This window comes from uncultured Megasphaera sp. (assembly GCF_900539295.1).
GTDB lineage: Bacteria > Bacillota > Negativicutes > Veillonellales > Megasphaeraceae > Megasphaera.
On sequence record NZ_UQBH01000004.1, the window covers coordinates 71,890 to 98,207 of the forward strand.

The 26,318-nt window shown below is 53.1% G+C and carries 24 protein-coding genes; 3 read left to right on the plus strand and 21 right to left on the minus strand.

Translation table 11 applies throughout. From position 1 onward, the window contains the following. Window positions 1–54 precede the first annotated feature (54 nt). The 5 genes from QZQ46_RS02280 to glpK form a co-directional block, all read right to left on the minus strand. Window positions 55–417 carry a DUF1667 domain-containing protein gene (locus tag QZQ46_RS02280; RefSeq protein ID WP_296826408.1) on the minus strand — a complete coding sequence of 121 codons (363 nt, stop codon included), beginning with the start codon at window positions 415–417 and terminating at the stop codon, window positions 55–57. A 1-nt stretch (window position 418) separates the two neighbouring features. Then, window positions 419–1,687, minus strand: a complete 1,269-nt coding sequence (locus tag QZQ46_RS02285) for an NAD(P)/FAD-dependent oxidoreductase (RefSeq protein ID WP_296826410.1) — start codon at window positions 1,685–1,687, stop codon at window positions 419–421. Beyond that, window positions 1,687–3,147, minus strand: coding sequence for an NAD(P)/FAD-dependent oxidoreductase (locus QZQ46_RS02290; protein ID WP_296826412.1), 1,461 nt, complete (start codon window positions 3,145–3,147; stop codon window positions 1,687–1,689). The genes QZQ46_RS02285 and QZQ46_RS02290 overlap by 1 nt, the downstream gene beginning before the upstream one ends. Window positions 3,148–3,410: 263 nt before the next feature. Beyond that, the gene (locus QZQ46_RS02295) at window positions 3,411–3,668 is read right to left on the minus strand and encodes a hypothetical protein (RefSeq protein ID WP_296826414.1); all 258 of its coding nucleotides are present in this window, start codon (window positions 3,666–3,668) and stop codon (window positions 3,411–3,413) included. Window positions 3,669–3,800: 132 nt separating this feature from the next. Continuing rightward, complete coding sequence (glpK, locus tag QZQ46_RS02300; RefSeq protein WP_296826416.1) at window positions 3,801–5,306, minus strand: glycerol kinase GlpK; 1,506 nt, start codon at window positions 5,304–5,306, stop codon at window positions 3,801–3,803. Between the two features lie 313 nt (window positions 5,307–5,619). Between glpK and QZQ46_RS02305 the strand changes: the two genes are divergently transcribed. Next, window positions 5,620–6,558 carry a sugar-binding transcriptional regulator gene (locus QZQ46_RS02305; RefSeq protein WP_296826418.1) on the plus strand — a complete coding sequence of 313 codons (939 nt, stop codon included), beginning with the start codon at window positions 5,620–5,622 and terminating at the stop codon, window positions 6,556–6,558. A gap of 57 nt (window positions 6,559–6,615) precedes the next feature. Here QZQ46_RS02305 and QZQ46_RS02310 read toward each other — a convergent pair whose 3' ends face one another. Genes QZQ46_RS02310 through QZQ46_RS02325 form a run of 4 tightly spaced genes read right to left on the minus strand, consistent with a single transcriptional unit; the run spans window position 6,616 to window position 9,990 of the window. Then, window positions 6,616–8,019, minus strand: coding sequence for a GDSL-type esterase/lipase family protein (locus QZQ46_RS02310; protein WP_296826420.1), 1,404 nt, complete (start codon window positions 8,017–8,019; stop codon window positions 6,616–6,618). Continuing rightward, the gene (locus QZQ46_RS02315; RefSeq protein ID WP_296826422.1) at window positions 8,012–9,229 is read right to left on the minus strand and encodes a M48 family metallopeptidase; all 1,218 of its coding nucleotides are present in this window, start codon (window positions 9,227–9,229) and stop codon (window positions 8,012–8,014) included. The genes QZQ46_RS02310 and QZQ46_RS02315 overlap by 8 nt, the downstream gene beginning before the upstream one ends. Further along, entirely contained in the window at window positions 9,226–9,504 is a 279-nt protein-coding gene (locus QZQ46_RS02320; protein WP_296826424.1) for a GIY-YIG nuclease family protein, read from the minus strand. Before QZQ46_RS02320 ends, QZQ46_RS02315 begins: the two co-directional genes overlap by 4 nt. A 6-nt stretch (window positions 9,505–9,510) precedes the next feature. Next, the gene (locus QZQ46_RS02325) at window positions 9,511–9,990 is read right to left on the minus strand and encodes a peptidylprolyl isomerase (protein WP_296826426.1); all 480 of its coding nucleotides are present in this window, start codon (window positions 9,988–9,990) and stop codon (window positions 9,511–9,513) included. 258 nt (window positions 9,991–10,248) lie between these two features. On the opposite strand from QZQ46_RS02325, the gene hcp reads away from it, so the two are divergent. Together hcp and QZQ46_RS02335 are read left to right on the plus strand one after the other, a co-directional pair. Continuing rightward, window positions 10,249–11,820, plus strand: a complete 1,572-nt coding sequence (gene hcp, locus QZQ46_RS02330) for a hydroxylamine reductase (RefSeq protein WP_296826428.1) — start codon at window positions 10,249–10,251, stop codon at window positions 11,818–11,820. Between the two features lie 154 nt (window positions 11,821–11,974). Then, on the plus strand, window positions 11,975–13,078 hold the full coding sequence (locus tag QZQ46_RS02335; protein WP_296826430.1) for a M20/M25/M40 family metallo-hydrolase: 1,104 nt from the start codon (window positions 11,975–11,977) through the stop codon (window positions 13,076–13,078). Here the strand turns inward: QZQ46_RS02335 and QZQ46_RS02340 are convergent. From QZQ46_RS02340 to QZQ46_RS02395, 12 genes are all read right to left on the minus strand, one after another. Next, the gene (locus tag QZQ46_RS02340; RefSeq protein ID WP_296826432.1) at window positions 13,073–14,464 is read right to left on the minus strand and encodes a hypothetical protein; all 1,392 of its coding nucleotides are present in this window, start codon (window positions 14,462–14,464) and stop codon (window positions 13,073–13,075) included. The genes QZQ46_RS02335 and QZQ46_RS02340 overlap by 6 nt on opposite strands. Window positions 14,465–14,747: 283 nt before the next feature. Next, window positions 14,748–16,496, minus strand: coding sequence for a pyruvate kinase (gene pyk / locus QZQ46_RS02345; RefSeq protein WP_296826434.1), 1,749 nt, complete (start codon window positions 16,494–16,496; stop codon window positions 14,748–14,750). Between the two features lie 194 nt (window positions 16,497–16,690). After that, window positions 16,691–18,676 (minus strand): M13 family metallopeptidase, encoded by a 1,986-nt coding sequence (locus tag QZQ46_RS02350; RefSeq protein ID WP_296826436.1) that lies wholly within the window; start codon window positions 18,674–18,676, stop codon window positions 16,691–16,693. 63 nt (window positions 18,677–18,739) lie between these two features. Then, a complete protein-coding gene (gene queC / locus QZQ46_RS02355; RefSeq protein ID WP_296826438.1) occupies window positions 18,740–19,423 on the minus strand; it encodes a 7-cyano-7-deazaguanine synthase QueC in 684 nt (227 codons plus the stop codon). A 30-nt stretch (window positions 19,424–19,453) separates the two neighbouring features. Continuing rightward, a complete protein-coding gene (locus QZQ46_RS02360; RefSeq protein ID WP_296826440.1) occupies window positions 19,454–20,335 on the minus strand; it encodes a DMT family transporter in 882 nt (293 codons plus the stop codon). A 115-nt stretch (window positions 20,336–20,450) separates the two neighbouring features. Beyond that, window positions 20,451–21,056, minus strand: a complete 606-nt coding sequence (locus QZQ46_RS02365; protein ID WP_296826442.1) for a nucleotidyltransferase family protein — start codon at window positions 21,054–21,056, stop codon at window positions 20,451–20,453. Beyond that, window positions 21,053–21,712 carry a selenium cofactor biosynthesis protein YqeC gene (yqeC, locus tag QZQ46_RS02370; RefSeq protein WP_296826444.1) on the minus strand — a complete coding sequence of 220 codons (660 nt, stop codon included), beginning with the start codon at window positions 21,710–21,712 and terminating at the stop codon, window positions 21,053–21,055. Before yqeC ends, QZQ46_RS02365 begins: the two co-directional genes overlap by 4 nt. Beyond that, complete coding sequence (locus QZQ46_RS02375) at window positions 21,709–22,767, minus strand: XdhC family protein (protein ID WP_296826446.1); 1,059 nt, start codon at window positions 22,765–22,767, stop codon at window positions 21,709–21,711. The genes yqeC and QZQ46_RS02375 overlap by 4 nt, the downstream gene beginning before the upstream one ends. 5 nt (window positions 22,768–22,772) lie before the next feature. Next, entirely contained in the window at window positions 22,773–23,813 is a 1,041-nt protein-coding gene (locus QZQ46_RS02380) for a sulfate/molybdate ABC transporter ATP-binding protein (protein ID WP_296826448.1), read from the minus strand. Beyond that, window positions 23,810–24,481, minus strand: a complete 672-nt coding sequence (gene modB, locus QZQ46_RS02385) for a molybdate ABC transporter permease subunit (protein ID WP_296826450.1) — start codon at window positions 24,479–24,481, stop codon at window positions 23,810–23,812. The genes QZQ46_RS02380 and modB overlap by 4 nt, the downstream gene beginning before the upstream one ends. A 12-nt stretch (window positions 24,482–24,493) precedes the next feature. Continuing rightward, a complete protein-coding gene (gene modA, locus QZQ46_RS02390) occupies window positions 24,494–25,339 on the minus strand; it encodes a molybdate ABC transporter substrate-binding protein (RefSeq protein ID WP_296826452.1) in 846 nt (281 codons plus the stop codon). Window positions 25,340–25,379: 40 nt separating this feature from the next. Beyond that, window positions 25,380–26,315, minus strand: coding sequence for an MOSC domain-containing protein (locus QZQ46_RS02395; protein ID WP_296826454.1), 936 nt, complete (start codon window positions 26,313–26,315; stop codon window positions 25,380–25,382). Between the last annotated feature and the right edge of the window lie 3 nt (window positions 26,316–26,318).

Sequence of the window (26,318 nt, forward strand, 5' to 3'; positions counted from 1 at the left end):
CGGGAGTTTTCACGTATATACAGAGAAGAGGATATTTCAATACGACTGCATCGATTACATATCCCGGCTGGCTACGATATCGACACCGAGTCCCAAGATATCTTTGACGATGACGTCACCTGTCTTTACGGGAGCTTTGACATGGACGCTGCGCAGTGCCAGAGCACAGTCGAGGATCTTTCCTTTCGGAAGCGTCGTCTTGGATACGACCGGCAAGAGCGGCAGTTCGCCGCCTTCAATGGCGACCGTCGACGTCAGCATCCGCTGGGGATCGGTCAATTCCTGATGGGCATATGTTTCGCCGCGCGGGCAGGTATTGCCGGTGACGTTCGTCACTTTACCGTCTTCCAGCGTAACCGTAAGCAAGCAGCCCATGGGGCAGTTAATGCAGTTTAATTGTTTCGTTTCTACGCTCATATTATGCTTCCTCCTTTACGGAAACAGTCCAATCCGCATGATGACCTTTAGCTTTAGCAGCCGGTACGTTGACGGCAATCATTTCACTCGGTTTGGCGACGGGGAGGACTTTCGTCAATAGCGTATCGTCACCGCTCTTTACGGTAAGGCGAACTTTTTTCATCGGCTTGCGAACCCGCATGAAGAGGCGAATCGTTTCGCCTTCTGCCGTAGCCCGGACGTGCTGAGGGACGCAGGTTCTGACTTCATCAACAGCTTCAACGGCGATATCCGCTACGTCTTCCGGCAGCTGTTCCTGTGCTTTAAGAGCCGCATACTTGCCGGCGATTTCCGCTTCTTCCGATACGAAGTCGACTAAGTCGTGGACATGGACGACGTTGCCGGCAGCAAAGATGCCGGGGATGCTCGTTTCACGATGCTGGTCGACGATTGGGCCGTTAGTCAAGGGATGCATGGCCATGCCCAGGCCGCGGGACAATTCATTTTCCGGAATGAGGCCGACCGACAGGAGCAGGGTATCGCAGTCGATATCGAATTCCGTGCCCGGAATCGGTTTCATATGGTCGTCGACCTTGGCGGCCGTAATGCCGTTGACTCGGTCTTTCCCGTGGATAGCCGTGATCGTATGGGACAAATACAGGGGAATGTCGTAGTCATAGAGGCACTGCACCATGTTTCGAGTAAGACCGTTGGAGAAGGGGCAGATTTCCAGGACTGCCTGTACTTTACAGCCTTCAAGAGTCATGCGGCGGGCCATGATCAAGCCGATATCGCCGCTGCCGAGGATGACGATTTTCTTGCCCGGCAGGTAGCCTTCCATATTGACCATGCGCTGAGCGGCCCCTGCCGTAAAGACGCCGGCCGGACGATAGCCGGGAATGCGGATGGCACCGCGGGTCCGTTCACGACAGCCCATGGTGAGGATGATCGTCTTGCCCTTTACTTTCATCAGACCATGTTCCGGACTGACAGCCGTAACGGTCTTATCCTGATTGATATTGAGGACCATCGTGTCGACGAGGATCTTGATTTCCGGTTTATTTTTGACCAAATCATAGCACCGCTGTGCATAGCCGGGGCCGGTCAGTTCTTCTTTGAAGTGATGGAGACCGAAGCCGTTGTGGATGCACTGCTGAAGGATGCCGCCGGCTTCACGGTCACGTTCCAAGACGAGGACTTGTTTAGCACCATTCTGCCAGGCGCTGTATGCAGCAGACAGGCCTGCCGGGCCGCCGCCAACGATGATAATATCATAAAGTTGTTCACCCATTATGCCTTACCTCCGCTTTCTTTATTATAGAACATATAGGAATTACGCATTTCTTTCCGGACTTCCGTAACCGGGATGTTCAATTCACGAGCCAAAATCTGTGTAACGCGAGGTCCGCAGAAACCGCCTTGACAGCGGCCCATGCCGGCACGGGTACGGCGCTTGACGCCGTCGACAGTACGGGCACCGACGGGGCGATGGATGGCATCGATGATTTCGCCTTCCGTAATCGTTTCACAGCGGCAGATGACGCGGCCGTAACGGGGATCTTTAGCGATGAGAGCTTTTTGATCAGCATCGAGCATCATGCGGAAGTAAGGCTGAGCCGGACGGCCTTTTTTATAGTCGGTCTTAGCTGAAGCGCCCGTTTCAGACACGATGAGGTTTACCAATTTCTTGGCAATGGCCGGCGCCGATGTAAGGCCCGGCGACTGGATGCCGGCAGCATGGAGCAGTCCCGTCGTCTTTTCCGACGGACCGACGATAAAGTCGCCCGTATTGGAAACGGCGCGGACACCGGAGAATTCAGTAATCGTAGCACCTACAGGGATATTCGGAACTAAGCGGCGTGCTTTGTCCAGAATTTCATCCATACCGGGGATGGTAACGGCCGTATCATCCTTGTCGTCTTCCGGCAGGTCCTGTGCATTCGGACCGACGAAGACGTTGCCGTGCGTCGTCGCACAGACGAGGATGCCCTTGCCCATCTTAGTCGGCGTCGGGAAGATCGGCGAGTAAACCAAATCCTTCTGAGCCGTCTTATCGAAGAGGATGTATTCGCCGCGGCGCGGTTTAATCGTAAAGCTGTCGTCGCCGGCCAGGCGGCTGATGTCGTCGGCATGAATGCCGGCTGCATTGATGACGTATTTCGTTTCGATCGTTCCCTTATCCGTTTCAACGGCCTTAACGGCACCGCCTTCTACGACGATGTCCGTAACCTTGCAGTCGCGGATGACTTCCGCCCCGTTGATGACGGCATTTTCGGCAAAGGCCAGAGCCAATCCGAAAGGCCAGCAGATGCCTGCCGTCGGTGCAAAGAGAGCGCCTTTGATGTCTTTGCTGACATTCGGTTCTTCTTTGCGCATTTCATCACCGCTGATGATTTTCAAGCCGGGAACGCCGTTAGCCTGCCCCCGGGCGAGGAGTTCTTTAAGAACTTCTATCTGTTCGTCGTCGAGAGCTGCTACATATGACCCGGACCAACGAATTTCCAAATCTAATTCATCTTTCAATTCATGGTACATGGCATTGCCTTCTACATTCATGAGCGCCTTCATGCTGCCCGTCGGAGCATCGAAACCTGCGTGAAGAATGGCACTATTGCCTTTTGTTGTACCGGCTGCCAATTCCGGTTCCTGTTCAACCAGAACGGCACGAAGCTTATACTTTGATAATTCGTGCAAAATGGCTGTGCCGGTAATACCGCCGCCAATTACGACGACATCTGCTTGTTTTGTCATATTCACAACCTCTTTCTCTGTAAATGCCTATGGATTACTATCTTTGATGCCCTTATTATATAAGTTTGTGAAAATAATTGCAAGCTTATTTTTACATATTTTCATTTCAGGGTAATGAAAATTTATCATGTCCATAAAACAAGCTACACTTCACGCTTAATGCTTTATGAAATTAAATTCAATATATGAAGAAACTTTGTAAATATATAAAATTATAGGGACCCGAATCGAGTCCCTATAACCACAATAAACTTCACATGAAATTAAAATACGTGCAGTGCCGTCGCGATGACATAGGCAGCAAGGGTACCGGCCATAGGAGCGATGACGGGCACCCAGGCTGCCGCCCAAATTTGAACTATGGACGTTACGATAAACTGCGGAACCGTGTAGATGCCGATGAGGGTCTCGACCAAGGTAACGGCCGGATTCAAATCGCCCTGAGGAGCGCCCAGGGGCGTTGCCGGAAAGACACCGAGGGTTACGGCGGTTACGGCAACCCCCATGCCGTCGTAATACAAATCCAGCCGCCTTAGCCCTTTGAGTTAGCCATTGTGTTGCAGGCGCAGACGCCGCCCCCGAAGACGATGAGGACCATCGTTCCGATAAATTCACCAAGTAAGTTATCGTATATCATAACTATGCACTCGCTGTCAGTCTTCATCACTCAGCCAATGCATGGCATGTTTGACAGCCTTGCGCCAGCCTTTATAATAGGCATTCGATTTTTCCGGATTCATCGTCGGTTCAAACCGGTTTTGAAGTTTCCAGCTCGACACTAACTCTTCTTTGGAATCCCAGACGCCGACAGCAAGGCCTGCCAAGTAGGCCGCGCCGAGAGCCGTCGTTTCAATGACCTGCGGTCTGTCGACGGGAACACCGAGGATATCGGCCTGGAACTGCATGAGCATATTGTTGGCAACGGCACCGCCGTCAACCTTCAAAGCGGCCAGTTTGATGCCCGAGTCGGCTTCCATGGCACCGAGAACGTCTTTCGTCTGATACGCCATAGAGTCCAGAGTTGCCCGGACGATATGAGCTTTTTTCGTGCCCCGGGTAATGCCGATGATGAGGCCGCGGGCATCCATATCCCAATAAGGAGCTCCCAGGCCGACGAAGGCCGGTACGACATAGACGCCGTCCGAATCGGGAACGCGTTTTGCTACCCATTCCGAATCAGGAGCCGTATCGATGAGGCGCAGGCCGTCGCGGAGCCACTGAATCGCCGAACCGGCAACGAAGATCGAGCCTTCGAGGGCATATTCGACCTTACCGTCAAGGCCCCAGGCAATGGTCGTGACCAAACCGTTTTTAGACGGAATAGGCGTCGTCCCCGTATTCATCAGCATGAAGCAGCCCGTCCCGTAGGTATTCTTAGCCATGCCCGGTTCAAAGCAAGTTTGACCGAAAAGAGCAGCCTGCTGGTCACCGGCGATACCGGCGATGTTGACCATGCCGCCGAGAATCGACGGTTCCGTCCAGCCATAGATATCGCTCGACGGACGAACTTCCGGCAGCATCGACTTGGGAACGGTTAAATATTCAAGGAGTTGGTCGTCCCACTTTAGTTCTTTGATGTTGAACATAAGTGTACGCGACGCGTTGGAATAGTCCGTAATGAAAACCTGTCCGCCCGTCAGTTTCCAAACGAGCCAGCAGTCGATAGTGCCGAAGAGGAGATCCCCTTTTTCGGCTTTTTCTCTGGCCCCTTCTACGTTGTCGAGGATCCACTTTACCTTAGTACCGGAAAAATAGGCGTCGATGACCAGGCCCGTTTTGTCACGGAATTCATCTACCAGGCCGCGGGCCTTCAAATCTTCACAAATATCGGCCGTCTGACGGGACTGCCAAACGATGGCATTGTACACCGGATTGCCCGTGTTCTTATCCCAGACGACAGTCGTTTCACGCTGGTTAGTAATGCCTATGGCAGAAATTTCGTTAGCCGTCAGATTGGACTGATTCAGGGCTTCCCGCATGACTTCAAGCATGGTATGGTAAATTTCATTGGCGTCGTGTTCGACCCAGCCCGGTTTCGGGAAATAGTGGGTAAACTCTTTTTGGCTGACGCTGACGATACGAGATTCATTGTCAAAGATAATAGCGCGATTGCTCGTCGTACCGGCATCGAGGGCCATTATATACTGCTTGTTTTGCATAATAACATTGCTCCTTCCAGAAAATACATCGGTTTATCCTTTCGATTTCCGCATATTTTTTACATGTACTCATTATATGTCTCTTGTAACTTTTCCAAATATATTTTTACATATTTCCAATTATTGTATAGCTTTTAACGATTCATATTTTTTATGCATTAAACATTATGAAAAAACGATGGCATTTTTTCTAATATTACATTTTACCTTGCAAAAGTACGGTTAAAAATGCGATAATAAAGAGGACCTTATTGTTCGAAATATATTTCACCAATCCGTGTTTTTAGAAGCACCACATCGAGGATGAATGCCTATGCAACACGATAAGAATAAACTGGCCATCAGTGCCGCAAAATTATACTACCAGTCCAATTTCAGCCAAGCCGAGATTGCCAAGGAAATGAAGCTCTCTCGTCCTTCTGTCTCACGACTCTTGCAGTATGCCAAGGACAAAGGCTTTGTCCGCATCGAAATCTTCGACCCCATCGAAGACCAGAGCCAACTGGCCCAAAAAGTAGCCGCCGCCTACGGCCTGCGCGACGTCTGCATCGCCAATGCGCCCATTGAAGATGAAGAAGAAATAAAGAAATATATCGGCCAACGAGGCGCCGCCTACGTCAACGACATCATCCAAGACGGCGACATCATCGGCGTCGGCTGGGGAACGACGCTGAACAACTTATCCCATCAGCTCATCCCCCATCCCTTAAAAGGCGCCCAAATCGTCCAGCTCGAAGGGGGCATCACCTTATCGACGAGCGAAACCTATGCCAATGAAATCTTGGAAAAGTTCGCCAGCAATTACGGAACCATCGCCCAGTACCTGCCCCTTCCGGTCTTATTCGACTCCAAGGAAGTCAAGCAGATGGTCTACCGCGACCGCCATATCAAGCGTGTCCTAGAACTCGGGCGCAATGCCAACATCGCCATTTTCAGCGTCGGCACGGTCCGCGACAATGCCCTGTTCTTCCGCTTAGGCTATGCCGATTCACAGGAAAAGAACTATCTAAAGACCCACGCCGTCGGAGATATCTGCTCCCGCTTCTTCGATAAAGACGGGAACATTTCCAGTCAGGAACTGAATGACCGAACGGTCGGCATCGATTTGGATGACCTGCGGAACAAAGAATACAGCATCCTCCTTTCCGGAGGAGAAGGAAAAGTCGCCAGCATCCGAGCTGCCTTAAAAGGCGGCTATGCAAATGTCCTCATTACGGACCAGTTCACCGCAAAAAAATTATTAGCAGAATAAAAGAACGCCCTGCCGTACTACGGCAGGGCGTTCTGTCATACGTAAGAGCTCATCAACCTATTCCCAAGCACTGTCAGGAAGGGCCGTAAGGTCATCCCAGGCATTATTGATGGCCCGGGCCATGAGTTCTTTCCCCGGCGGATCCAGATGGAGTCCGTCAAGGGCCAACTCGGTCTTTAATTCACCGTCGTCATCGGCCATGCCCGGCACGATGTCGATGTGAACCTGGGTATCGATATAATCGTTGACCTCAGCAACGGACTGCTGCCAATCATCCACCGTATCCTGGTCAAAGGCAGCCTTGATATTCCGCGGATTGAAAGGCGGAATCGTCAGGAACACCGGCTTAATGCCATTCCTCAAGGCCTTTTCTTTGATGGCCTGAAGGTCGCCGATGACTTCCCAGGAAGGAACACCGGCCCGGAGGCTGTTCGAACCGACGAGAACTAGGACGTACGACGGTTTGAAGGGCAGGACGTCGCGGTCAAAACGCTCGACAGCCATGACACTCGTATCGCCGCTCTGGGACAAATTAATCGTCGGAAAGCGAAGATATGAAGCATAGCTGAATTCCCAATCCGTCGGCGAATAGGAAATGCTGCCGCCGCCGTGACTGATGCTGTCGCCAAAAATAGCGACCTCGCCCGCTTCCGCTGCCGGACTCATTTCAAAGGGCACGGCATCAGAATAGCCGCCGATGGCATGCCCGTCTTCATCCAAAGCGCGAACGCGCCAATAAAAAGGCTTATCGCCCCAGCGTGCCTTTTGGTCGTACTGCTGGGAATATTCCGGATGATAGACATCGATGCGGTGAATGGACGGCCTCGTCCCATTGGGATTTTCCGGAAGCCCGTCGAGGACTTCTACTTCATAAGACTTGGCACCGGGAACGGAAATCCAATCGTAGACGGGATAGAGCAGCCATTGACCCGGTCCTCCATTGAAAAAGGACAGGGGCGTCGGCTTTTCCATCACCGATTTAAAAATATCGACATATACTTCTTCAACATCAGAAAACTCGCTGACCGGCCGGCCTTTCAGATCCAGACCGCGAACGCGCCAGTAAAAGGACGGACCAAAAAAAGTATCGGGCAGTTTCAATTCCAATCCCGTCGTGTAAGCCCGCTGATCTTCCATGAACGGCTCATAGACCGTCGTTCCCTGACTGTCATCGCCGTCTTTTTTCAAGATCTGTACGTCATACATGACGGCACCGTCGACGCGGCTCCAGCGCAGGATCGGATGACCGGCTGCCGGATTCGATTCGGGATAATGAAGGGTAACCTGCGGCTTTCCTTGAAGCACAGGCATTTCTTCATTATCTGCCATGGCATGCTGCCGGGCCTGTTCCAAAATCATATCTACGCCGCGGGAGTGCGTCGATTGACGGGCACCGGCGAAGATGCCGACGCCCAGGGTCAAGGCCATGAGGGCCACGACACAGACGATCTGCCTAGGCATCTTTATCCTTCTTTACCTGATTTTCTTTCGTTGCCTTATACCCGTACTTCTGTGTCCATTCCTTGTCTTTCTTCTGAATATCACCTTTGCTCAGCATGGCATCCTTGCTGTCCAGAGCTTTTTGGAGGTCACCGGCAATGCTCGAAACGTTGTCTCCAGCAGCGCCGGTCATAATATACTGCCCGTTCAGATAGAGTTCATCCCCTTGGGCATTGACCGTCCAGGACGGGTCTTTCTTATTGATCGTTTCAGTCACGACTTTGTTGTCCTTCAGCGCTTCTCCATAGACATCGTGGAAGGACCGCGCCAGGTTGCCGGCGACGAGGAAGGCCCGGCGCCGTGACGAATAGTCACCCATAGCAGCCGGCGTTACGACCGGTTTTGCATTGACATAAACCGTATTGCCGCCGACTTGAACGTGATTCCCCGACCACTGGCTCATGCGGCCGGCCAATTTCTGGATACGGCTCGACATCTGCGGATGGTTATTGGGACTGATGACCCGTTTAAACCCTTCCTGCCATAAATCGCCGTACTGTTCGTAGACATACTGCATGGACGAGGCGGCACCGCCGACGTTATAAGCCGTGTTCTTGATGATGTTGAAACCCGTTTCATCGGCCTGTTTTTCCTGATCCATGGTAACGACTTCATTGTCGATATAATTGACAGCGACGCTGCCCAACAGGATATCGAGGACATTGGCGTTGCCGCCGAGGGCTACGTCGACCAAGGTTGCAATACCGATACTCTTCAAGACGCCGTTGACGGCATGGCGCTTTTCACCGTGCTGCATTTCATGGCTTAGGGTAAAGGCCAGTTCATCGTCATTTAAGGCATCCATCATACCGCGGTTGATAGAAATGACACCGCCTACCGTTTCAAAGGCATTGAGATCCTGCGACGGATTGACGTATACGTCGTAATTGCGTTTAACCAGACCCGTTGCCACGAGGTTGCGCTGAATCGTTTCTACCCGCCGGTTATAGGCTTCATTATCAACAACACCGGTTTTCGCCTGAGTGCTGGCCAGCATCTGTTTTTGATTATTATCATCCATTTGCATCAGCTGATGACGGGCCATTGCCATCGACGCCGCTCCGTAGAGCAGGATTTGAGTTGCCGAAGCAGCAGAAACAGCGGCTACCGGAGCCACACAGAGGGTCAGGCCGGCAAAGGCCGTTGTCAGCCATTTTTTCCATCGATTCACAGTAAGTCATCTCCCTTAGGACAAACCGAAAACTCATTCCGGCAGAGCTGCTCTTTCTTTTCTCTCGTCCACTGCTTGATTTCCCATTCCCAGTGCATGGCCTCGTGTTTTGTAGGAAAACCCTGGCACCAGGCCAGGGTCACAGGTCGACGGGAACGGGTATACTTAGCCCCTCTGCCATCATTGTGCGCTGCCACCCGTTTGGACACATCCATCGTCCATCCGGTGTATAAAGACCGGTCGGCACAGCGAACCATATAAGTATAATATATCATGAAGCCTTACGCTTCGGTCGTGATTTCAACGGTATTCAAGACGACATCCTCGAGGGGTTTGTCGGCGAAATCCGTTTGGACACGGCTGATTTTTTCGACGACGTCGTAGTCTTTGACGACTTTGCCGAAAATGGAGTGATGATTCTGAAGCCACGGCGTCGGTACGACCGTAACGAAGAACTGGGAGCTGCCCGTATTGGGGCCGGCATTGGCCATGGCCAAGATGCCGGGCTGGCTGAAATCAAGGCCTTTACCGAATTCATCGGGAATAGTCTGTTCCGAACCGCCGCGGCCGGTACCGGTCGGGTCACCACCCTGAATCATGAAATCGGCGATGATGCGGTGGAAAATCGTGCCGTCATAAAAACCTTTTTTAGCTAAGGTCACAAAATTTTCAACCGTAATCGGCGCTTCTTCTGCAAAGAGTTCTACGGTAAAATCGCCGTTATTCGTTTTGAACACAGCATAGGTTTTATTATCTGCCATTGTAATTTCCTCCTATTTACATATCTTTCGGATATATTATAATATAGATTAGATACATCTATATTACCGTAGAAAACCTCATTCTGCAAGCACCGTTTTCGTTTCCCCAAGAAAGATAATTTTCATTTTGTTGTAAATGCAACGGAAATGAAATGCCGCACCTGCTATACTCTATGCATACTCGATAAGAGCTGAAGATACAGATTACTCAGGTATTTATTCATTTTTATTGTTATAGAAATAGAGGAGGTTTTTTCAATGACAAAAGAACAACAGATGTTTTGCTTTCAGTGTGAACAGACGGCATTCGGTACAGGCTGTACGGGCGGTGCCGGTGTCTGTGGTAAATCGTCGGCTGAAGCCGGTCTCCAGGACAAATTGACCGGTGCCCTCATCGGCCTGGCCCGTACCTGTCAGACTGCCGTCCCGACAGCACAGACCTACCGGGTCATCCTCGAAGGCCTGTTCACGACCGTTACCAACGTCAACTTCAACACCGAAACGACCCAGGTCATGATCGACAAGGTTCATGCTGAATCGGCATCGCTTTCGTCTTCCCCGGCTGCCGACTACGATATGAGCGGCCTGTGGAATGCCAACGAAGACATCCGTTCCCTGAAATCGCTCATCCTTTTCGGCATGCGCGGCATGGCAGCCTATGCCTATCATGCCCTGATGCTCGGCAAGACCAGCGACGAACTGGGTGCCTTCTTCATCAAAGGCCTTTCGGCTCTGAGCGAAGACTGGGGCATGGACGAACTTCTCCCCATCGTCATGGAAACAGGTAAAGTCAATTTGACCTGCATGGCCCTCCTCGACGAAGCCAACACGTCGACTTACGGTACTCCCGTTCCGACGACGGTTCCCCTTACCATCGAAAAAGGCCCGTTCATCGTCGTCACCGGCCATGACCTGAAGGATATGGAAACCCTCCTCCAGCAGACCGAAGGCAAGGGCGTCAACGTCTACACCCACGGCGAAATGCTCCCGTCCCATGCATATCCCGAACTGAAAAAATATAAACACCTCAAAGGCAACTTCGGCACGGCTTGGCAGAACCAGCAGAAAGAATTCGACGGCGTCCCCGGTGCCTTCCTGTTCACGACAAACTGCCTCATGCCCCCCAAGAAATCCTACATCGACCGCGTCTTCACGACAGAAGTCGTTTCCTTTGACGGCGTAACCCATATCGGCGAAGACAAAGACTTCACACCGGTCATCGAAAAAGCCCTGGAACTCGGCGGCTATAAAGAAGAACAGCACTTCACCGGCATCAACGGCGGTACGACGGTTACGACGGGCTTCGGCCACGGTACGGTTCTCTCCGTTGCAGACAAAGTCATCGACGCAGTCAAAGCCGGTGCCATTAAGCACTTCTTCCTCGTCGGCGGCTGCGATGGCGCTCGCCCGGGCCGCAACTACTACACCGACTTCGTTCAGCAGACCCCGGCCGATACGGTCATCCTGACCCTGGCCTGCGGCAAATATCGCTTCAACGACCTCGATCTCGGCACCATCGGCGGCTTGCCGCGCATCATGGATATGGGCCAGTGCAACGACGCATACAGCGCTATCCAGGTAGCCGTCGCCTTGGCTAAAGCCTTTGACTGCGGCGTCAACGACCTGCCTTTGACCTTAGTCCTCTCGTGGTACGAACAGAAGGCCGTCTGCATCCTCTTGACCCTCCTCTACTTAGGCCTGAAAAACATCTACCTCGGACCGACACTGCCGGCCTTCCTCTCGCCGAACGTCCTCAACTACTTAGTTGAAAACTTCAACATCTCCCCGACGACAACGCCGGAAGCCGATTTGAAAAAAATCTTAGGCTAAGATACACTAAGGCCCCGTCCAAATGGACGGGGCCTTTTTTGCTGCCTTGCTGCCAGAAACAAGCGCTCTTGTAGACGCCTGTTTGAGACAGGAAAAGCCTCGAATTCCTAAAAATTATGATATAATAAGGAAAATCTTTACAGGAGATGAGTCTATGAACGACATCCTTGAAACCTATGTACGCCAACACCAGCAGCAGTGGCTGGACCTCCTCAAAACCATTATTTCCATCCCTTCGCCAACGGGCCGTGAACAGGTAAAGGGCAAGTGGATTCTCCACTACCTCCACAGCATCGGCGCTGACGGGGCCTACTACGATGACAGCGGGAACATCCTCTATCCCTGCCGGCTGAAAAAAGGCCAAAAAGCAGCCTTGTACACGGCCCACATGGATACGGTCTTCGAAAATCTTTCCAAGATACCGATTCATCAATCAGACAACACCTTGTCGGCCCCGTCGTGCAGTGACAACAGCGCCAGTATTGCCGGCCTTTTATTCATCATCAAGATGATCCTCGACCTGCAGCTCACACCTCCCCAGGGCCTGCTCTTTGCCTTCGACGTCGGCGAAGAAGGCCTGGGCAATCTCAAGGGCATCCGCCAGATCATGGCTGACTGGGCCGGCCGCATTTCAGAAGTCGTCGCCGTCGACTGCACCTTCGACACCTTTGTCGCCACGGCCGTCGGTTCTCGGCGCTATAAAGTTACGGTGGAAACGCCGGGCGGCCACAGCTGGATGGGCTTTGGAAACGCCAATGCCATCGCCGCGTCCGCATCCATCATCGATGCCCTTTACAGCTTCACTCTTCAGGCCGAGCCCAAGACGACCTATAATGTCGGCACCATCAGCGGCGGCACGACGGTCAATTCCATTGCCGCCAAAGCAGAATTCACTGTCGATCTCCGATCCGAAGACGGGCCGTCCTTAGAATCCCTCGACGGGACATTCCAAGCCCTCTTAGAAAAGCAGCGGTCCGATGATGTCCACATCTCCGTAAAAAGCCTCGGCCAGCGGCCCTGCAGCAAGGCCGACCAAAATCCGCTGGTACAGAGAATTACTGCCATCCGCCGGAAACAGGGCCTTACTACGCAGTGCATTGCCGGCAGCACCGATGCCAACATTCCCCTGAGTTTGGGAATCCCGGCCATTTCCTTCGGCTTCTGCCGCAGCCGCCGCGAGCACACCTTAGAGGAATCCCTCGACATCGACACCTTTATCCCGGGGATGATGCAGATGCTGGCCTTCATGGGCCTATAAGGGCATTACTTTGCCGCCGTCAGCTAGTTTTACGGTCTTGCCCTTGAGCCAGCCATTGGCCTTATTGCCCTTATCGTAGTAAATCGTGTGGCCGTTGCTGCGGATATTGCTCAGCGTCGTATCACTGTCCGTCAAAGCCGAAACGTAGGAGTCGCCGGTCACAGTCCAAACTGACGAGGAATCCAGGGAAAGGCCGGCACTTTTAGCCGTATGCTTAGGATTCATGGCACCGCTCCAATTCGAGCCGTCTGTCAGGCTGACGGAAACGGTACTGATCTTATTGGCGACGATGTCGCCGCTGAGAGTCTGTTTGGCTACCGTAAATTCAAAGTCACCACCGTTTTCCCCTTCCGTCCCCCAGCGGTCGCTGGAGACTTCGATGAGGTTCTGGTTCTTCGGCGATTCAATAATCGTATTGGTCAGGCTGGCAACGGCCTTCGTATTCGTGATGTAGAACATAGCTCCGTCAGAATAGTTGCGAAGCGTCGAATTTTTAGCCGTAAAGGAAGCTGTCCCCGTCCCGGCATCGCCGGAAAAGCTCTGATAAAGCATGACGCCATGGTTCTTATAACCGGTGAGGGTAGAATCTTCTATAAAGATGGAATTCTTTCCTTCGACGCAGGCGATTTCGCTGCCTTTGGCGACGCCATTGCTCTTCGTGAGGACGATATTGCCCGTCGAATAGATGACCGGACTGCCTTCACCGCTCGTCGAAAGAGTACTGCCCGTGGCGTAGACATTGCCTTCCCCCCGGTCGGTCGCCAAGGCCGCGCAGTGAGCCCCTGCCGTCGTAATATCCGCGTTTTCACCGTGAATCGTACCGCCGTACGTCGCGTCGAAGCCGCGGGACGAATTGCCTTTGGTGTTAATCTTGATGTCTTTGACGGTGACGACTGCATTTTTTCCCGTCGCAAAGACAGCATTGGCCCCTTCGGCATCAGAAGTAACAGCAGCGTCGGTAAGGGACGCCGTGCTGTTGGAAACGAGGAGGACGGCATTCTGACCGTTGAAATTACTGCCGTCTTCACTGGTCGTATTTCCCGTCTTGGAAAGACGAACCTGCTTCAGGGTCACGTCAGCTCCTTGTTCTGCCAGGACGGCATTTTCATCGGCCTCATCAGCCGTGATATCCTGATTGACAAGAAGTGCCTCTTTGCCCGTAATCCGCTGCGCAGCGGTAAATTCCGACAAGGATTTTCCCTGCTGTCCCTGAGGCGGCATCCCTTGAGGCGGCATTCCCTGTGGCGGCATCCCCTGCGGAGGCATGCCCTGCGGCATCGCCCCGTCCGAAAACTGTACCTCCAAGGCCGATACGACACCCAATCCTGCAGACATAGAAATGCAGACAGCGGCTGCCAGTTTAGCCATATTCTTCGTCATTTTCATACCCATCATCCTTTCTTGTTTTATCCGATTATATACCTCCCCTATGACACCGACGTAATGACCACTGCACGATACGGTCACAATCTCGCATCATCCGAGCCGAAGATATGGCAATTTTTTTCACTCCCAAAGGAGTATTTCAGGTCTCTATCCATCCTAGTAGTGACATGACGGTCATAAATTAAACAAAAAGAATTGTCCCTAATGCAAAACTCCCCCATGAGCAGAGCTGTAACAGTCTGACTCATGGGGGAGTACTTAATTATGCAATATTTTTTATGATCTATCGAGCGTTAGCTGCGCCTCGGAAAATCGTGCCGCGGCTGGCATCAACCGTGACGACTTCGCCATTATTCAAGGTATCAGCAGCGTGTTCTGCACCGACGACGGTCGGAATGCCGAGGGTGATGGCAACGATGGCCGATTCACTCGTGAGGCCGGCTTCTTCAGATACGATGGCGCTGGCGCGTTTCATGTATTCTACAAAGTCAGCACGAGCTGCGCGGAGAACCAGGATGCAGCCATCGGTGAAGTTCTTCTTCAAGTCTTCCAGGGATTCGGCAACGCAGACTTTGCCGACAGCCGATTTACGGCCGATACCGGTACCGCGGAGGAGGACGTCACCGACGACCTGAACGCGGATCATATTGGTAGAACCTGCTTTTGCAACGGGAACGCCTGCCGTCAGGACGACGAGGTCACCGGCTTTAATGAGGTCATTGTCGAGGGCTGCAAAGATAGCATTGTCGACAACAGCATCGGAATCAACGGCTTCTTTGCCGTTAATGGCCTGAACACCCCAGTTGAGCTGTAAGCGGCGGACGATAGCTTCGTGCGGAGATACAGCGACAATCGGGCAGTCCGGACGGAATTTAGAAATCATCTGGGCTGTGCCGCCGCGTTCGGTCGAAGCGATGATAGCCGAAGCGTGAAGGTCTTTTGCAATCTTAACGACAGCTTTACCGATGGATTCCGTCGTCGTTGCCGATTCAGAATCGTCATCTTCAAAAGGTCTCGACGTGAAGTTGCTTTCCGTGAAGGTAGCAACGCGTGCCATGGTTTCAACAGCTTCTACCGGATAGAGACCGCCGGCCGTTTCACCACTGAGCATGATAGCATCGGTGCCGTCGATGATAGCATTGGCAACGTCACTCGTTTCAGCACGGGTCGGGCGAGGGTTGTTGCACATCGATTCCAGCATCTGTGTGGCCGTGATGACCGGTTCGCCGGCTTCGTGGCATTTGCGGATGAGGACTTTCTGGAGCATCGGAACTTCTTCAGCCGGAACTTCGACGCCGAGGTCACCGCGGGCTACCATGATGCCGTCGCTCATCTTGATGATTTCATCGATATTGTTAACAGCGGCCTGACATTCAATCTTAGAGATGATTTTCATTTCGCTGTTGTGCTTTTCAAGGAGCTTGCGAATAGTGAGGACGTCTTTGCCGCGCTGAATGAAAGAAGCAGCGATGAGGTCCATGTTCATGCGGCAGCCAAATTCGATATCGGCAGCGTCCGTTTCAGAAACGGCCGGAAGGTTGATAGCGATACCCGGTACGGCAACGCGCTTGCGGTCGCTCATCTTGCCGCTGTTGATGATTTTAGTATGAATATCTTCGCCTTCGACGTTGACGACTTCGAGGTTTACCAAGCCGTCGGACAAGAGAATGTGGTCGCCGGGCTTAACGTCCTGCGGCAACTGTTTATAGTTCATAGAAGCGATGGTTTCATCGCCTACTACGTCACGAGCGGTCAACGTAAAATCATTGCCGGCTTCCATCATGATGGAGCCATTTTTAAATTTGCCCAAACGGATTTCCGGGCCTTTTGTGTCGAGGAGCAGAGCTACGGGGATGCCCAATTTTTCGGAAGCAGCTCGAACCATGTCGATGCGCTGTTTATGTTCTTCATGAGACCCATGGGAGAAATTAAAACGGGCAACGTTCATGCCGGCTTTAATCATCTTTTCAATAATTTCCGGAGTATTAGAACTGGGGCCTAAAGTGCAGACGATCTTGGTTTTTTTTAGCATACAGATTTCTCCTTTTCTACTCACATAGACGTATTGATTTACGTTTTTGTTCCCAGTGGTACGATTTTTGTCCCACCAGTGCAATATACGGCTATTGCTCACTTGCGATTGTACCGTATTCCCCCAAATATTGCAAGATAAAAAGAGGGGAGACTTTATAAATTCCCCCTCTTTTTGTTATCTTTTTGTTAGAATCACCACAAATGAACCCGTTGCTGCGGCGCCACGTACATCCCGTCGCCCGGTTGGACATCATAGGCCTTATAAAAGCCGTCGGTCGCCGCCAAGGCTCCGTTGACACGAGCTTCACCCAAAGGATGGGGATCGTTTTGAATCAAGTATAACAGCATCTGGTCGGTCAGCTTATTGGCAAAAATCGCTGCAAAGGAATGATAGATATCGCGCATGGCAGCGTCATCGCCCTTCGCCAATTCAGTTACGACCGACAATCCGCCGCAGTCGGCGATGGCTTCATTACTGACCAGCTTCCCGTTTTCATGGATGCCCTTGGCAACGGTATAACCGTCATAGTAAGGGCCAAAGGCGGCGGCCAGCTTCCGGAATGCTTCGGCATCCTTTTTCGTCCACCAATTCTTCAATCGCCCTTCACTGTCGTATTTACTGCCATTGGGATCAAAGGCATGAGAGATTTCATGGCCGATGACGACGCCGATGCCGCCGAGGTTAGACCCGCGCGACGCCTTAGCATCATAGAAGGGAGGCTGGAGGATACCGGCCGGAATAGTAATGCTGTTGTTTTCCGGTATGTAGGCCGCATTGACGTCCTGCGGATCAAAAGCATACCACTTGTCTGGATTGAAATTGGTCCCCAACAGGGCGTGAACCTGCTGCCGTTCCAAGACGCCGTTATGCATGATATTGGTCAATAAATCACCGCCGTCCTGAGGGGCAATGACGTCGGGCATGCTTTCGATAATCGGTTTATCGTCCGCTGCCGGACCGCCGACGAAGACGCGCAGGCTGCTTAGTTTTTCAATGGCCTTGGCTCTCGTCTTGGGACTAAGCCAGTCGTTGGCTTCCAGCCGTAGTTTATAGATATCCCGAATTTCCCGAACCATGGACTTTACATCGTCGACGACAGCCGCCGAGGCATGATTCTTCATGTAAATCTGGCCGACTTCATACGACAGCATGGACTGGACCATACGGCTGGCCGTTTCCTTATCGTCCCTGGCTTTAGCGATGCCGAAGCGCTGGAGCATATAGTTTCGCTGGAGGTCGCGCAGTTTGATATAGGAACTGGGGGCAAAACCGTTATACACCTGATAGACGGCATAACTCTTTAAGAGTTCTAAATTATCGTCTGTATAAAGGGCATCAAACTGCTGCAGATAATCGGGATCAGCCAAGAAAAACTGTGTTTCCTTATCAAGGGCAAGGCCGTTTAAAATCACTTGGCCGCCCATATGAGGCATGAGCTTTTTCAGCTCGCCCTGCGATACCACCCGATTCTGAACGGTCACATCATTGCGCTCTTCGCTGGTCAAGAGATGGGGCCCCAGTTTTTGTTCCATGGCAAAGATAGCCTCGCTGTGTGCCGCAGCCTTATCCGGTGTTTCCCCTGCTTCTTCCAAAACATGGGCGACGTACTCCCGATAAGCCTTCCAGGCGCCGGGATGAGGTTCTTTCTCTAATTCATCCCGAGTAAAAGACGGCTCGCTCACGAGAATACGCGGGATATAGCGAAGGCCCGTCGGCAGGCGGTCCACCGTATAGCCGACGAAGACATCGGTACCTGTCTTTTCACTGACATTCTGAAGAGCCTTGGTAAGCTCCGTCAAGTTCGATGCCTGTTCAATCGGTGCCGTCAAGGCCTTCAGCTTCCCCGGAGCCGTTTCATTGCGTTTTTCATTATCGAGGGCACTGACATAGAGGTCGGCGATTTTCTGTTCCGGAGATCCTTTCGGATAGGTTCCCTGTTTTTCTGCTATGGCTTCCAACTCTTTCCTTAAGGCCTTTTTATTTTCTAAGGAGCGTTCCGAAAACCACGACCATGAGGCCTCCGTCGGTTCTATTTTCTTTTCCTGCAAGACCCCGTGGTTGACAGCCTGATAAAAATTATCCTTCTCTGCCGGGGCTTCACTGGCATAAACTGCCCCGAAGCCCATGAGGCTCATCAATATGACGGCTGCCAGCTGTCTCTTTATACTGCCTTTCATAACTCTCCATCCTCTCCCAAAATATTACCCTTCATCGGGCTGATGCTTGGTATATATTTGCCCTTATTTCAGTGCCGGATCGGCAACGCCGTTCGCCGCAAAGGCAGCCGCCCGGTCGCGGCAGGTTCCGCAGACACCGCACGGTTTATCGCCGCCTTCATAGCAGCTCCAGGTCAGTTCGTAGGGCGCCCCCAGACGCAGCCCTTCTTTCACGACGCCGGCCTTATTCAAGGACAGGAGGGGCGCTTCTAAATGGCAGGTCCTTCCCGATCCTTCGTAAATGGCCGTGTTCATAGCCGTTTCAAATTCCGGCGTGCAGTCAGGATAGGCCCGTCCGGCAGCATCGTCGGCATGGGCTCCGTAATAGATCACTTCGGCGCCGACACTGACGGCAATGGCCGCGGCAAAAGACAAGAACAATCCGTTTCTAAACGGGACATACGTATCAACCGTCCCTTCTCCTCCTTTTTCTGCCAGTTGATTGGCGTAGGATTCAGCAGCGATTTCTTTATGGCTGCCCTGTAAGAGCGAGCTGTCACTTAAAGAAAAGGCCTGGGATAAATCGACTTCCCGATGAGCGACACCGTAATGAGCCGCAACCTTACGGGCCGATTCCAATTCTTTGGCGTGCTTCTGTCCATAATAGGACGTCAGGGCCAAGACATCTTCCTTCTTATATTTTTCCAATGCCATGGCCAGACACGTCGTAGAATCGACGCCGCCGCTGAGCAGTACTACACATTTCATAAAATGCCTCCTAATCGATAACCATATTTATCAATCTCTTTCAACCGCCGCCCGAGACGGCCGTCCCTGACGGACGATGCAGACGATGCCTGCCAAAATCATGACCATGCCGATGAGGGTCATAATCGTCAGCGGTTCATCCAGGACCAAGACACCGCTGATGACGCCGACGACGGGCACGCCTAGGATGGCGATTGCCGCCTTGGCCGCTTCTATTTGGGTCAGCAGATAATTCCACATGAAAAAGGCCAGGGCCGAAGCCATGACGCCGTTATAGAGCAGACAGCCCACGGCCAGTGGCGTCCATTGAATGGTTCCGCTCTCCATGACGGCTGCCTGAATCCCCAAAGCCAAGGCGCCGACGAGCATCTGCCACGTCGTGTATTGAATGAGATTACAGTCATTGGCCTTCATGCGCCGATCTTGAATCTTGACGATGATTCCCGCTGCCGCCCAGGCAGCTGCACCGACTAAAGTCAGGACAACGAGCGATAAATCGCCGCCGCTGTCGACATTCATGAGAAGGCACATACCGGCCATACTGACGATGATGCCGATCACCTTGCGCCGCGTCAAGTGTTCGCCCAAGAAGAAATGAGCCATCAGAGCCATCCATACGGGCATACTGTAATTGAGGACCGCTACCAGACCGGCCCCGAGGGTGACCATGCCGATTTGGATAGCCGCCGTATTGACGGCGATCTGCAAAAAGCCCGTAATGGCAATCCACGGCCAATAGCGACGCGGCGGTATCGGCAGTTTCAACCAAAAACAGACCGCCAGCAGGACCAAGGCCCCGATAATGAATCGGTAGCAGGAAAAGGTAACCGGCGGAAAAAAGAGATTGGCTTCTTTCATGACGACCCAGTTGAAGCCCCAAACTAAGTAAATGGCAGCTAACAGCTTAATCACCGCACTCCCTCCCATGACAAGTATATCTCCATTATAACGGTTCGCACCGGATTTGTCGCGGCCGAAAGAGGAATGGCTCCGCCAAAAAGATCTCTATATAAATAAATTTAAATCATTATATGGGCATTAACGTCGCGAGCGCCGTCATATCGTCCCGGCTGTCGATATCAAAAATCTCGGTCGTATCTGTCGGATAATAGACCCAGGCCCGACTTGACTGTATGAGCCGGCGGCCGCCCACATCACCGGAAAGGGCCAGAAGATCATCACGGCAGGACGAGCGGAACAAAGCCGGACTACACCGCTTCCGACCATTATACATGCAGCCGACAGGTGCACCTTCGGCGATAAACTGACGCAAAAACAGAGAAACGGTCTGACTCGTCAAGAGTGGCTGATCAGCCGGAAAGAAGCCCCACACATCACAATCGGAATAGGCTCCCACGCCGACCCGAATAGAAGCGGCCATGCCTTCTTTCGCCTGATCGTTCCAAAGGACCTCGATATGAGCACCTCTACAGGCCTCAGCAATGGCGGCATGACCCGTGACGACGGTGACCGCGCAGGAAATCCCCGACAACGGAAAAAAAGCCTGTGCCCCCTGACACAGGCTGGTAAGTCCGTAGGAATATAAAGGACGGCCGAAGACCGGAGCCGTTAATTTATTACTGCCGAAGCGTCGGCCAAAGCCTGACGCCATAAGGATTAACTGTATCTTCACTGCAGGTTCCTCTCTTCCCTGTCATAGGCCGTAATGATTACCGGCCTCGACAGACGCTGCCTGATTCGCTCGCCGCACTGACAAAGGGCGGCATCATCGGCTTGGTTGAGAATGACCGTCGTCTGAGCCTGAAAAGCCCCGATGCGGGCCAGGCAGCCCTTCTCAATGATGTCAGCCATGAGAGCTTCAGTAATGACCGTATCGGCGGCAAGATTCAATAATTCATGACGAAAACAGACCTCACCGGCAGGCTTTCCCAAGGCCGACAATCCGGCCAGGCAATAGACGGCATCCGTATTTCTTGGAATCACCGGCTCGTGATTCCCCATGACCTTTAAGGGCATCCGCCGCGATCCGTCGCCTTCTACCAACACAAGATCCGCTAATTCACACAGAGACCCGTAAACCTCGTCGCCGGGATAAGAAATTTTCCCGTTCTCCACCAGCGTGCCGACGACGATGATGCCGTCCTGCCGCCACTGCGCCTGCCAGTCCGGCGTCAGGTCACCGGGGACAAAGCCCTGATCGGGCCGCATCATATGCGTCGTCGTGACGACAGCTACCTTTTTCCCCCGGTCCCGTTCTTTCCGAGCCCGGGCAAAAATCGTCGTCGTCTTACCGCCGGCTCCGACATAGGTTTCTACACGGGCCGTCATAACGACTTGGGACGGTGTTTTTCCCGTCCTTCGCGCCGGGCCCGGACGGCAATCAGTTCGGCTGCGATACTGACGGCAATCTCAGCCGGAGTCTCAGCGGAAATAGCTAACCCGATAGGGCTGTAGCAGGCGTCGATATCAGCTTCCGAAAAGCCGTCGGCCAACAGCTTACTTTTGACGAAGGCTATTTTTCGGCGGCTTCCGATGACACCGAGATAATAGGGTTTGACGGCCAGCATCTGCCTCTGGACGTCGTAGTCCCCGTGGTGGCCTCGGGTCATGACGCAGACGTAATCGTCAGCGGTTATCCCAATTTCTTTCGGCAAACGCTGATAATCCACCTGATGGACGGCAACGGCATCGGGAAATAAATCGGAACTCGCAAATTCCGGCCGGTCGTCGGCAACGATGCAGGAAAAATCGATAAGGGAAAGGACCGGCACCAAGGCCTGAGCGACGTGGCCGCCGCCAAAAATGAAGACCCGTCCCGGCGAGGTCAAGACCTCATGATACAAAAGAGTGCCGTCTTCGACTTTCGTCATCCCGGCGGACTGACGGCGGCACCAACCGGCATCGACATCCTGTAAAGACGTCAGATTGCCGCAGCTGATGACCCCTGTTTCTGACACCAAGGCCATGCCCCAGTCATTTCCACGGCCGATATCGAAGGCCAGCCACGAGGCCTGCTTATTTTGAAAGGCCGCTATGATTTCCTTCACCACAGCCAACAAATCAGGCATATCAGGGTTGAGGTACTGGCAGAAAACCGTCAGCTCGCCGCCGCAGGCTGCATCGATATCTTCGACGTCGTTAGGGTGGAGAATCAAGCGGCGAAAATCGGACCGACCGTCAGTCAGACGCTGTTTGCCGCATTCGACAGCCAAGTATTCCGGATAGCCGCCGCCGACAGTGCCGACCGTCGTCCCGTCGTCAAAGACGACCTGATGACTGCCGATGCCGCGCGGCGTCGAGCCTTTTCGGTCGACAACGGTCAAGAGGACCGCCGCCCGTCCGGCCTTCAGCCGTTCATATAATGCTGTATATAACCGTTCCATAGTAATCACCTGTATAGCAGTAAAATATCGTCACCGCCAAGGCCGAGGCAGTCCGGCAGGGTATCGGGCCGATCTGTTTTGGCAAAGCGCCACCAAATGTCGGATGCCGCCTGATTCTGGCTGCGGTAACGGAATTTAACGATCCATTCAAAAGGTTGTTCAATCTCTTCCGTAATGACGACGGGCAGAGAATTCATGGGCTCACGGCCATGAAAAGCGTGGGCTCGGATGCCGATGGCGCAGAGGTCGTCACCGACAGGCCGTCCTCCCGTATGAAGGGTAACTTGCCAGTCAGGGACGAAAACCGATTCCGACCCGGCTTTTCGAGCGGAAACGATATTCTTGCAGCCCGTCAAAACAGCTGCCGCCTTGGACTGAGGATCGGCGAAGAGTTTCTTTGTCGGCCCGACAGCCGAAACCCGTCCGCCGTCGAGGACGGCAATGGACTGACAGAGCTGGTAGGCTTCATCACGGCTGTGAGTCACTAAGATGACATCCTTAGGAAATTCTTCCAAGAGAGACTTCAGTTCCGTAATGACCTTTTCCTTCAAATAGCTGTCCAAGGCACTGAAGGGTTCGTCCAATAGGAGAATATCCGGTTCGTTTACCAGAATTCGTGCCAAGGCCACGCGCTGCTGCTGACCGCCGGACAGTTCTGCCGGCTTCTGCCCTTCAAGGCCTGTAAGGCGCATGCGCTCCATCATGGCCCGGACCTGTTCTTTGGCCGCTTCTTTCCCGGCAGCACGAACGCCGCAGCGAATATTCTCTTCGACGGTCATATTGGGGAACAAGGCGTAGTGCTGAAAAAGATAGCCTACCCGCCGGCGGGCTACGGGGACGTCGATGCCCTGTTTGCGGTCAAACAAGGTTCGTTCACCGACGACGATGCGCCCGTCATCGGGCCGTTCAATCCCGGCTACACACTGCAGGGTCTTGCTCTTCCCGCAGCCCGAAGCGCCGAGGATGCCCAAGACGCCGCCTGTATGATGAAGCTCCACGTCGAGAGTAAAGGAGCCCCAGTCTTTATAGACAGAAATGTCAATCATGCCGGGCGCCTCCTTTCACGGCTCCGCTTTTCAAAGAGGTTGACCGTCATCAAGACGACGGCACTAATGGCGATGTTGACCAAGACCCAAATGAAGGCACTGTACTCGTCATTGGTCCGCCATAATTGATACACCGTCGTCGAAATGGTCGCCGTATGCTTAGGAATGTAGCCGATGAGCATGCTCGTCGCCCCGTATTCGCCGAGGGCCCGGGCAAAGGCCAAGACCGTGCCGGCTATGATGCCCTGCTTGCAGTAAGGCATGCGGATGTGCCAGAAGATGAACGTATCCGACAGGCCTAAAGTCTTCCCGCTCCAGGCCAAGGTTTCATCAAAGCCTTCAAATGCCCCCCGGGCCGTACGGTACATGAGAGGAAAGGCGACGACGGCCGATGCCAGGACACCGCCGTACCAGGTCATGACGAAGTGGATGCCGGCATCATTGAGGAAGATGCCGACGGGGTGCTGCAGCCCGAAGAGCAGGAGCAGCAGCCAGCCGCAGACCGTCGGCGGCAGTACCAGGGGCAGGGTCAGGACGACGTCGAGAATCCCTTTTAAGACCCGCGGCAGCCGTGCCACGTAATACGCCAGGGCGATGCCGCTGAAAAAGACGATGACGCAGGCAATGGCCGCAATGCGCAGACTGTTCCAAAGGGGATACCAATCCATACCGGGCCGCCCTTAGCCGACAGGACTGAATCCGACGCTCCGGAAAATCTTCATGGCTGCGTCGCCTTTGAGGTAGTTCAAGAAGTCCTGAGCTTCCTGCTGATGCTTGCTGTTCTTCATGACCGCTGCCGGATAAATGACCTGGCCGCACATGTCCTTCGTCGCTTCGTCAAGGGGTTTCAACTTAGCACTAAAGGCATCCGTTGCATAGATGACACCGGCGTCGGCGCTGCCTTCACTGACCTGGGTCGTGACTTCTTTTACGTTGGAACCGTAAGTGATGTGACCGGCCTCGGCAATGGCCTGTTCATCGAGGTTATAGAACTTCAAGATCTTCTGCGTGTACTGACCGACGGGCACGTCGCTGTTGCCCATGACCAGACGGATGGAGCCGTCTCTCAATTTTTCAGCCATGTCGTTGAAGTTCTTTATGCCCTTAGGATTTCCCTCCGGCGTCACTAAGACGACCTTATTTTCCAAGAGGTCGACGCGGCTGTCGCTTTTGACGAAATCCAGTTTATCGGGATTATCCTTGCCGTCTTTGGCGGCATCGAGCTGGTTCATCTGCTTCTGCGCCGCTGAAATGAACAAGTCGCAGTCCGCGCCGTTTTGAATCTGCTTCTTCAACGTTCCCGATGAATCAAAGTTGAAAGAAATTTCGACATTCGGATGTTCTTTCTGATACTGTTCGGCGATCTTGGTCATCGTTTCGGTCATGCTGGCCGCAGCAAATACCGTCAAGTGGACTTTTTCACCATTTCCGGCAGCCTGATCGTCTTGTTTGTCCGAACCGCAGCCGGCCAAGGCAAAGGCCATGATTCCCGCCAGAATCGCTGCTGCTGCTTTTTTCCACGTCATGCGCATGCATCTCCTTCATTAAACTTCAATTTATTTAGGTTTACTTGCGGGCACAGTCATAAACACCGCCGCGAAGTAAATCGAAACCATGAGGAACCGTTTCCAAAAAGACGTCCATACATTCCTGACAGGCCTTGGGACTGCCCGGCAGATTGATGATCAATGTCTTTTTACGGATGACGCTGACTGCTCGGGACAGCATGGCCCGCGGCGTGATTGCCATCGACGCCGCCCGAATCGCTTCGGCAATTCCCGGCGCCTGACGGTCCGCAACGGCAAGCGTCGCTTCCGGCGTCACATCCCGCTGGCCGAAACCGGTACCGCCAGTCGTCAAAATGAGATCGACTTGGCGCTGGTCAGCCAGGCGGCGCAGGTTTTGTTCCAAGGCTTCCCGTCCGTCCGGCAAGAGAATCTCTTCGACTACTTCATAGCCTTCCTGCTTCAGGCGCTTGACGATGACCGGGCCGCTTTCGTCCTGACGAAGGCCTTGAGAGCCCTTGTCCGACAGGGTAATGACGGCTGCCTGATACGGCCGTTTTCCGTCTCGCGGAACTTCTGTCATCTCGTCACCAATGCGGATGACGCCGCCTTCAAGGACCTTGGCAAAGACGCCTTCTCGAGGCATGATGCAGTCGCCGACGGCTTCGTATACCGCACAGTGGCTGTGACAGGCCTTGCCGATCTGCGTGATTTCCAACAGGACATCGCCGCAGCGCAGCAAGGTGCCTACGGGCATGGCCGAAAAGATAAAGCCGTCGACGACGAGGTTTTCTCCAAAGGCCCCGAATTCTACATTGCCGCCGCGGCGGCGAAAATCTTCTATGCTTTCAAGTCCTAACAGACTGACTTGGCGATGCCAGTGACCGGCATGGGCATCGCCTTCGATGCCCCAATCGACCTTAAACAGCCCTTCGGGCACGACTCTTTTGGCAATGCCTCGGACGTCACTGATACAAACGGCTTCTATTTTTCCCATTTT

Excerpts from the sequence above, each read along its gene's own strand:
- QZQ46_RS02280 (WP_296826408.1), bottom strand. The coding sequence starts at position 417 with ATGAGCGTAGAAACGAAACAATTAAACTGCATTAACTGCCCCATGGGC.
- QZQ46_RS02285 (WP_296826410.1), bottom strand. The coding sequence starts at position 1,687 with ATGGGTGAACAACTTTATGATATTATCATCGTTGGCGGCGGCCCGGCA.
- QZQ46_RS02290 (WP_296826412.1), bottom strand. The coding sequence starts at position 3,147 with ATGACAAAACAAGCAGATGTCGTCGTAATTGGCGGCGGTATTACCGGC.
- glpK (WP_296826416.1), bottom strand. The coding sequence starts at position 5,306 with ATGCAAAACAAGCAGTATATAATGGCCCTCGATGCCGGTACGACGAGC.
- QZQ46_RS02305 (WP_296826418.1), top strand. The coding sequence starts at position 5,620 with ATGCAACACGATAAGAATAAACTGGCCATCAGTGCCGCAAAATTATAC.
- QZQ46_RS02310 (WP_296826420.1), bottom strand. The coding sequence starts at position 8,019 with ATGCCTAGGCAGATCGTCTGTGTCGTGGCCCTCATGGCCTTGACCCTG.
- QZQ46_RS02320 (WP_296826424.1), bottom strand. The coding sequence starts at position 9,504 with ATGATATATTATACTTATATGGTTCGCTGTGCCGACCGGTCTTTATAC.
- QZQ46_RS02325 (WP_296826426.1), bottom strand. The coding sequence starts at position 9,990 with ATGGCAGATAATAAAACCTATGCTGTGTTCAAAACGAATAACGGCGAT.
- hcp (WP_296826428.1), top strand. The coding sequence starts at position 10,249 with ATGACAAAAGAACAACAGATGTTTTGCTTTCAGTGTGAACAGACGGCA.
- QZQ46_RS02335 (WP_296826430.1), top strand. The coding sequence starts at position 11,975 with ATGAACGACATCCTTGAAACCTATGTACGCCAACACCAGCAGCAGTGG.
- QZQ46_RS02340 (WP_296826432.1), bottom strand. The coding sequence starts at position 14,464 with ATGAAAATGACGAAGAATATGGCTAAACTGGCAGCCGCTGTCTGCATT.
- pyk (WP_296826434.1), bottom strand. The coding sequence starts at position 16,496 with ATGCTAAAAAAAACCAAGATCGTCTGCACTTTAGGCCCCAGTTCTAAT.
- QZQ46_RS02350 (WP_296826436.1), bottom strand. The coding sequence starts at position 18,676 with ATGAAAGGCAGTATAAAGAGACAGCTGGCAGCCGTCATATTGATGAGC.
- queC (WP_296826438.1), bottom strand. The coding sequence starts at position 19,423 with ATGAAATGTGTAGTACTGCTCAGCGGCGGCGTCGATTCTACGACGTGT.
- yqeC (WP_296826444.1), bottom strand. The coding sequence starts at position 21,712 with ATGACGGCCCGTGTAGAAACCTATGTCGGAGCCGGCGGTAAGACGACG.
- QZQ46_RS02375 (WP_296826446.1), bottom strand. The coding sequence starts at position 22,767 with ATGGAACGGTTATATACAGCATTATATGAACGGCTGAAGGCCGGACGG.
- QZQ46_RS02380 (WP_296826448.1), bottom strand. The coding sequence starts at position 23,813 with ATGATTGACATTTCTGTCTATAAAGACTGGGGCTCCTTTACTCTCGAC.
- modB (WP_296826450.1), bottom strand. The coding sequence starts at position 24,481 with ATGGATTGGTATCCCCTTTGGAACAGTCTGCGCATTGCGGCCATTGCC.
- modA (WP_296826452.1), bottom strand. The coding sequence starts at position 25,339 with ATGACGTGGAAAAAAGCAGCAGCAGCGATTCTGGCGGGAATCATGGCC.
- QZQ46_RS02395 (WP_296826454.1), bottom strand. The coding sequence starts at position 26,315 with ATGGGAAAAATAGAAGCCGTTTGTATCAGTGACGTCCGAGGCATTGCC.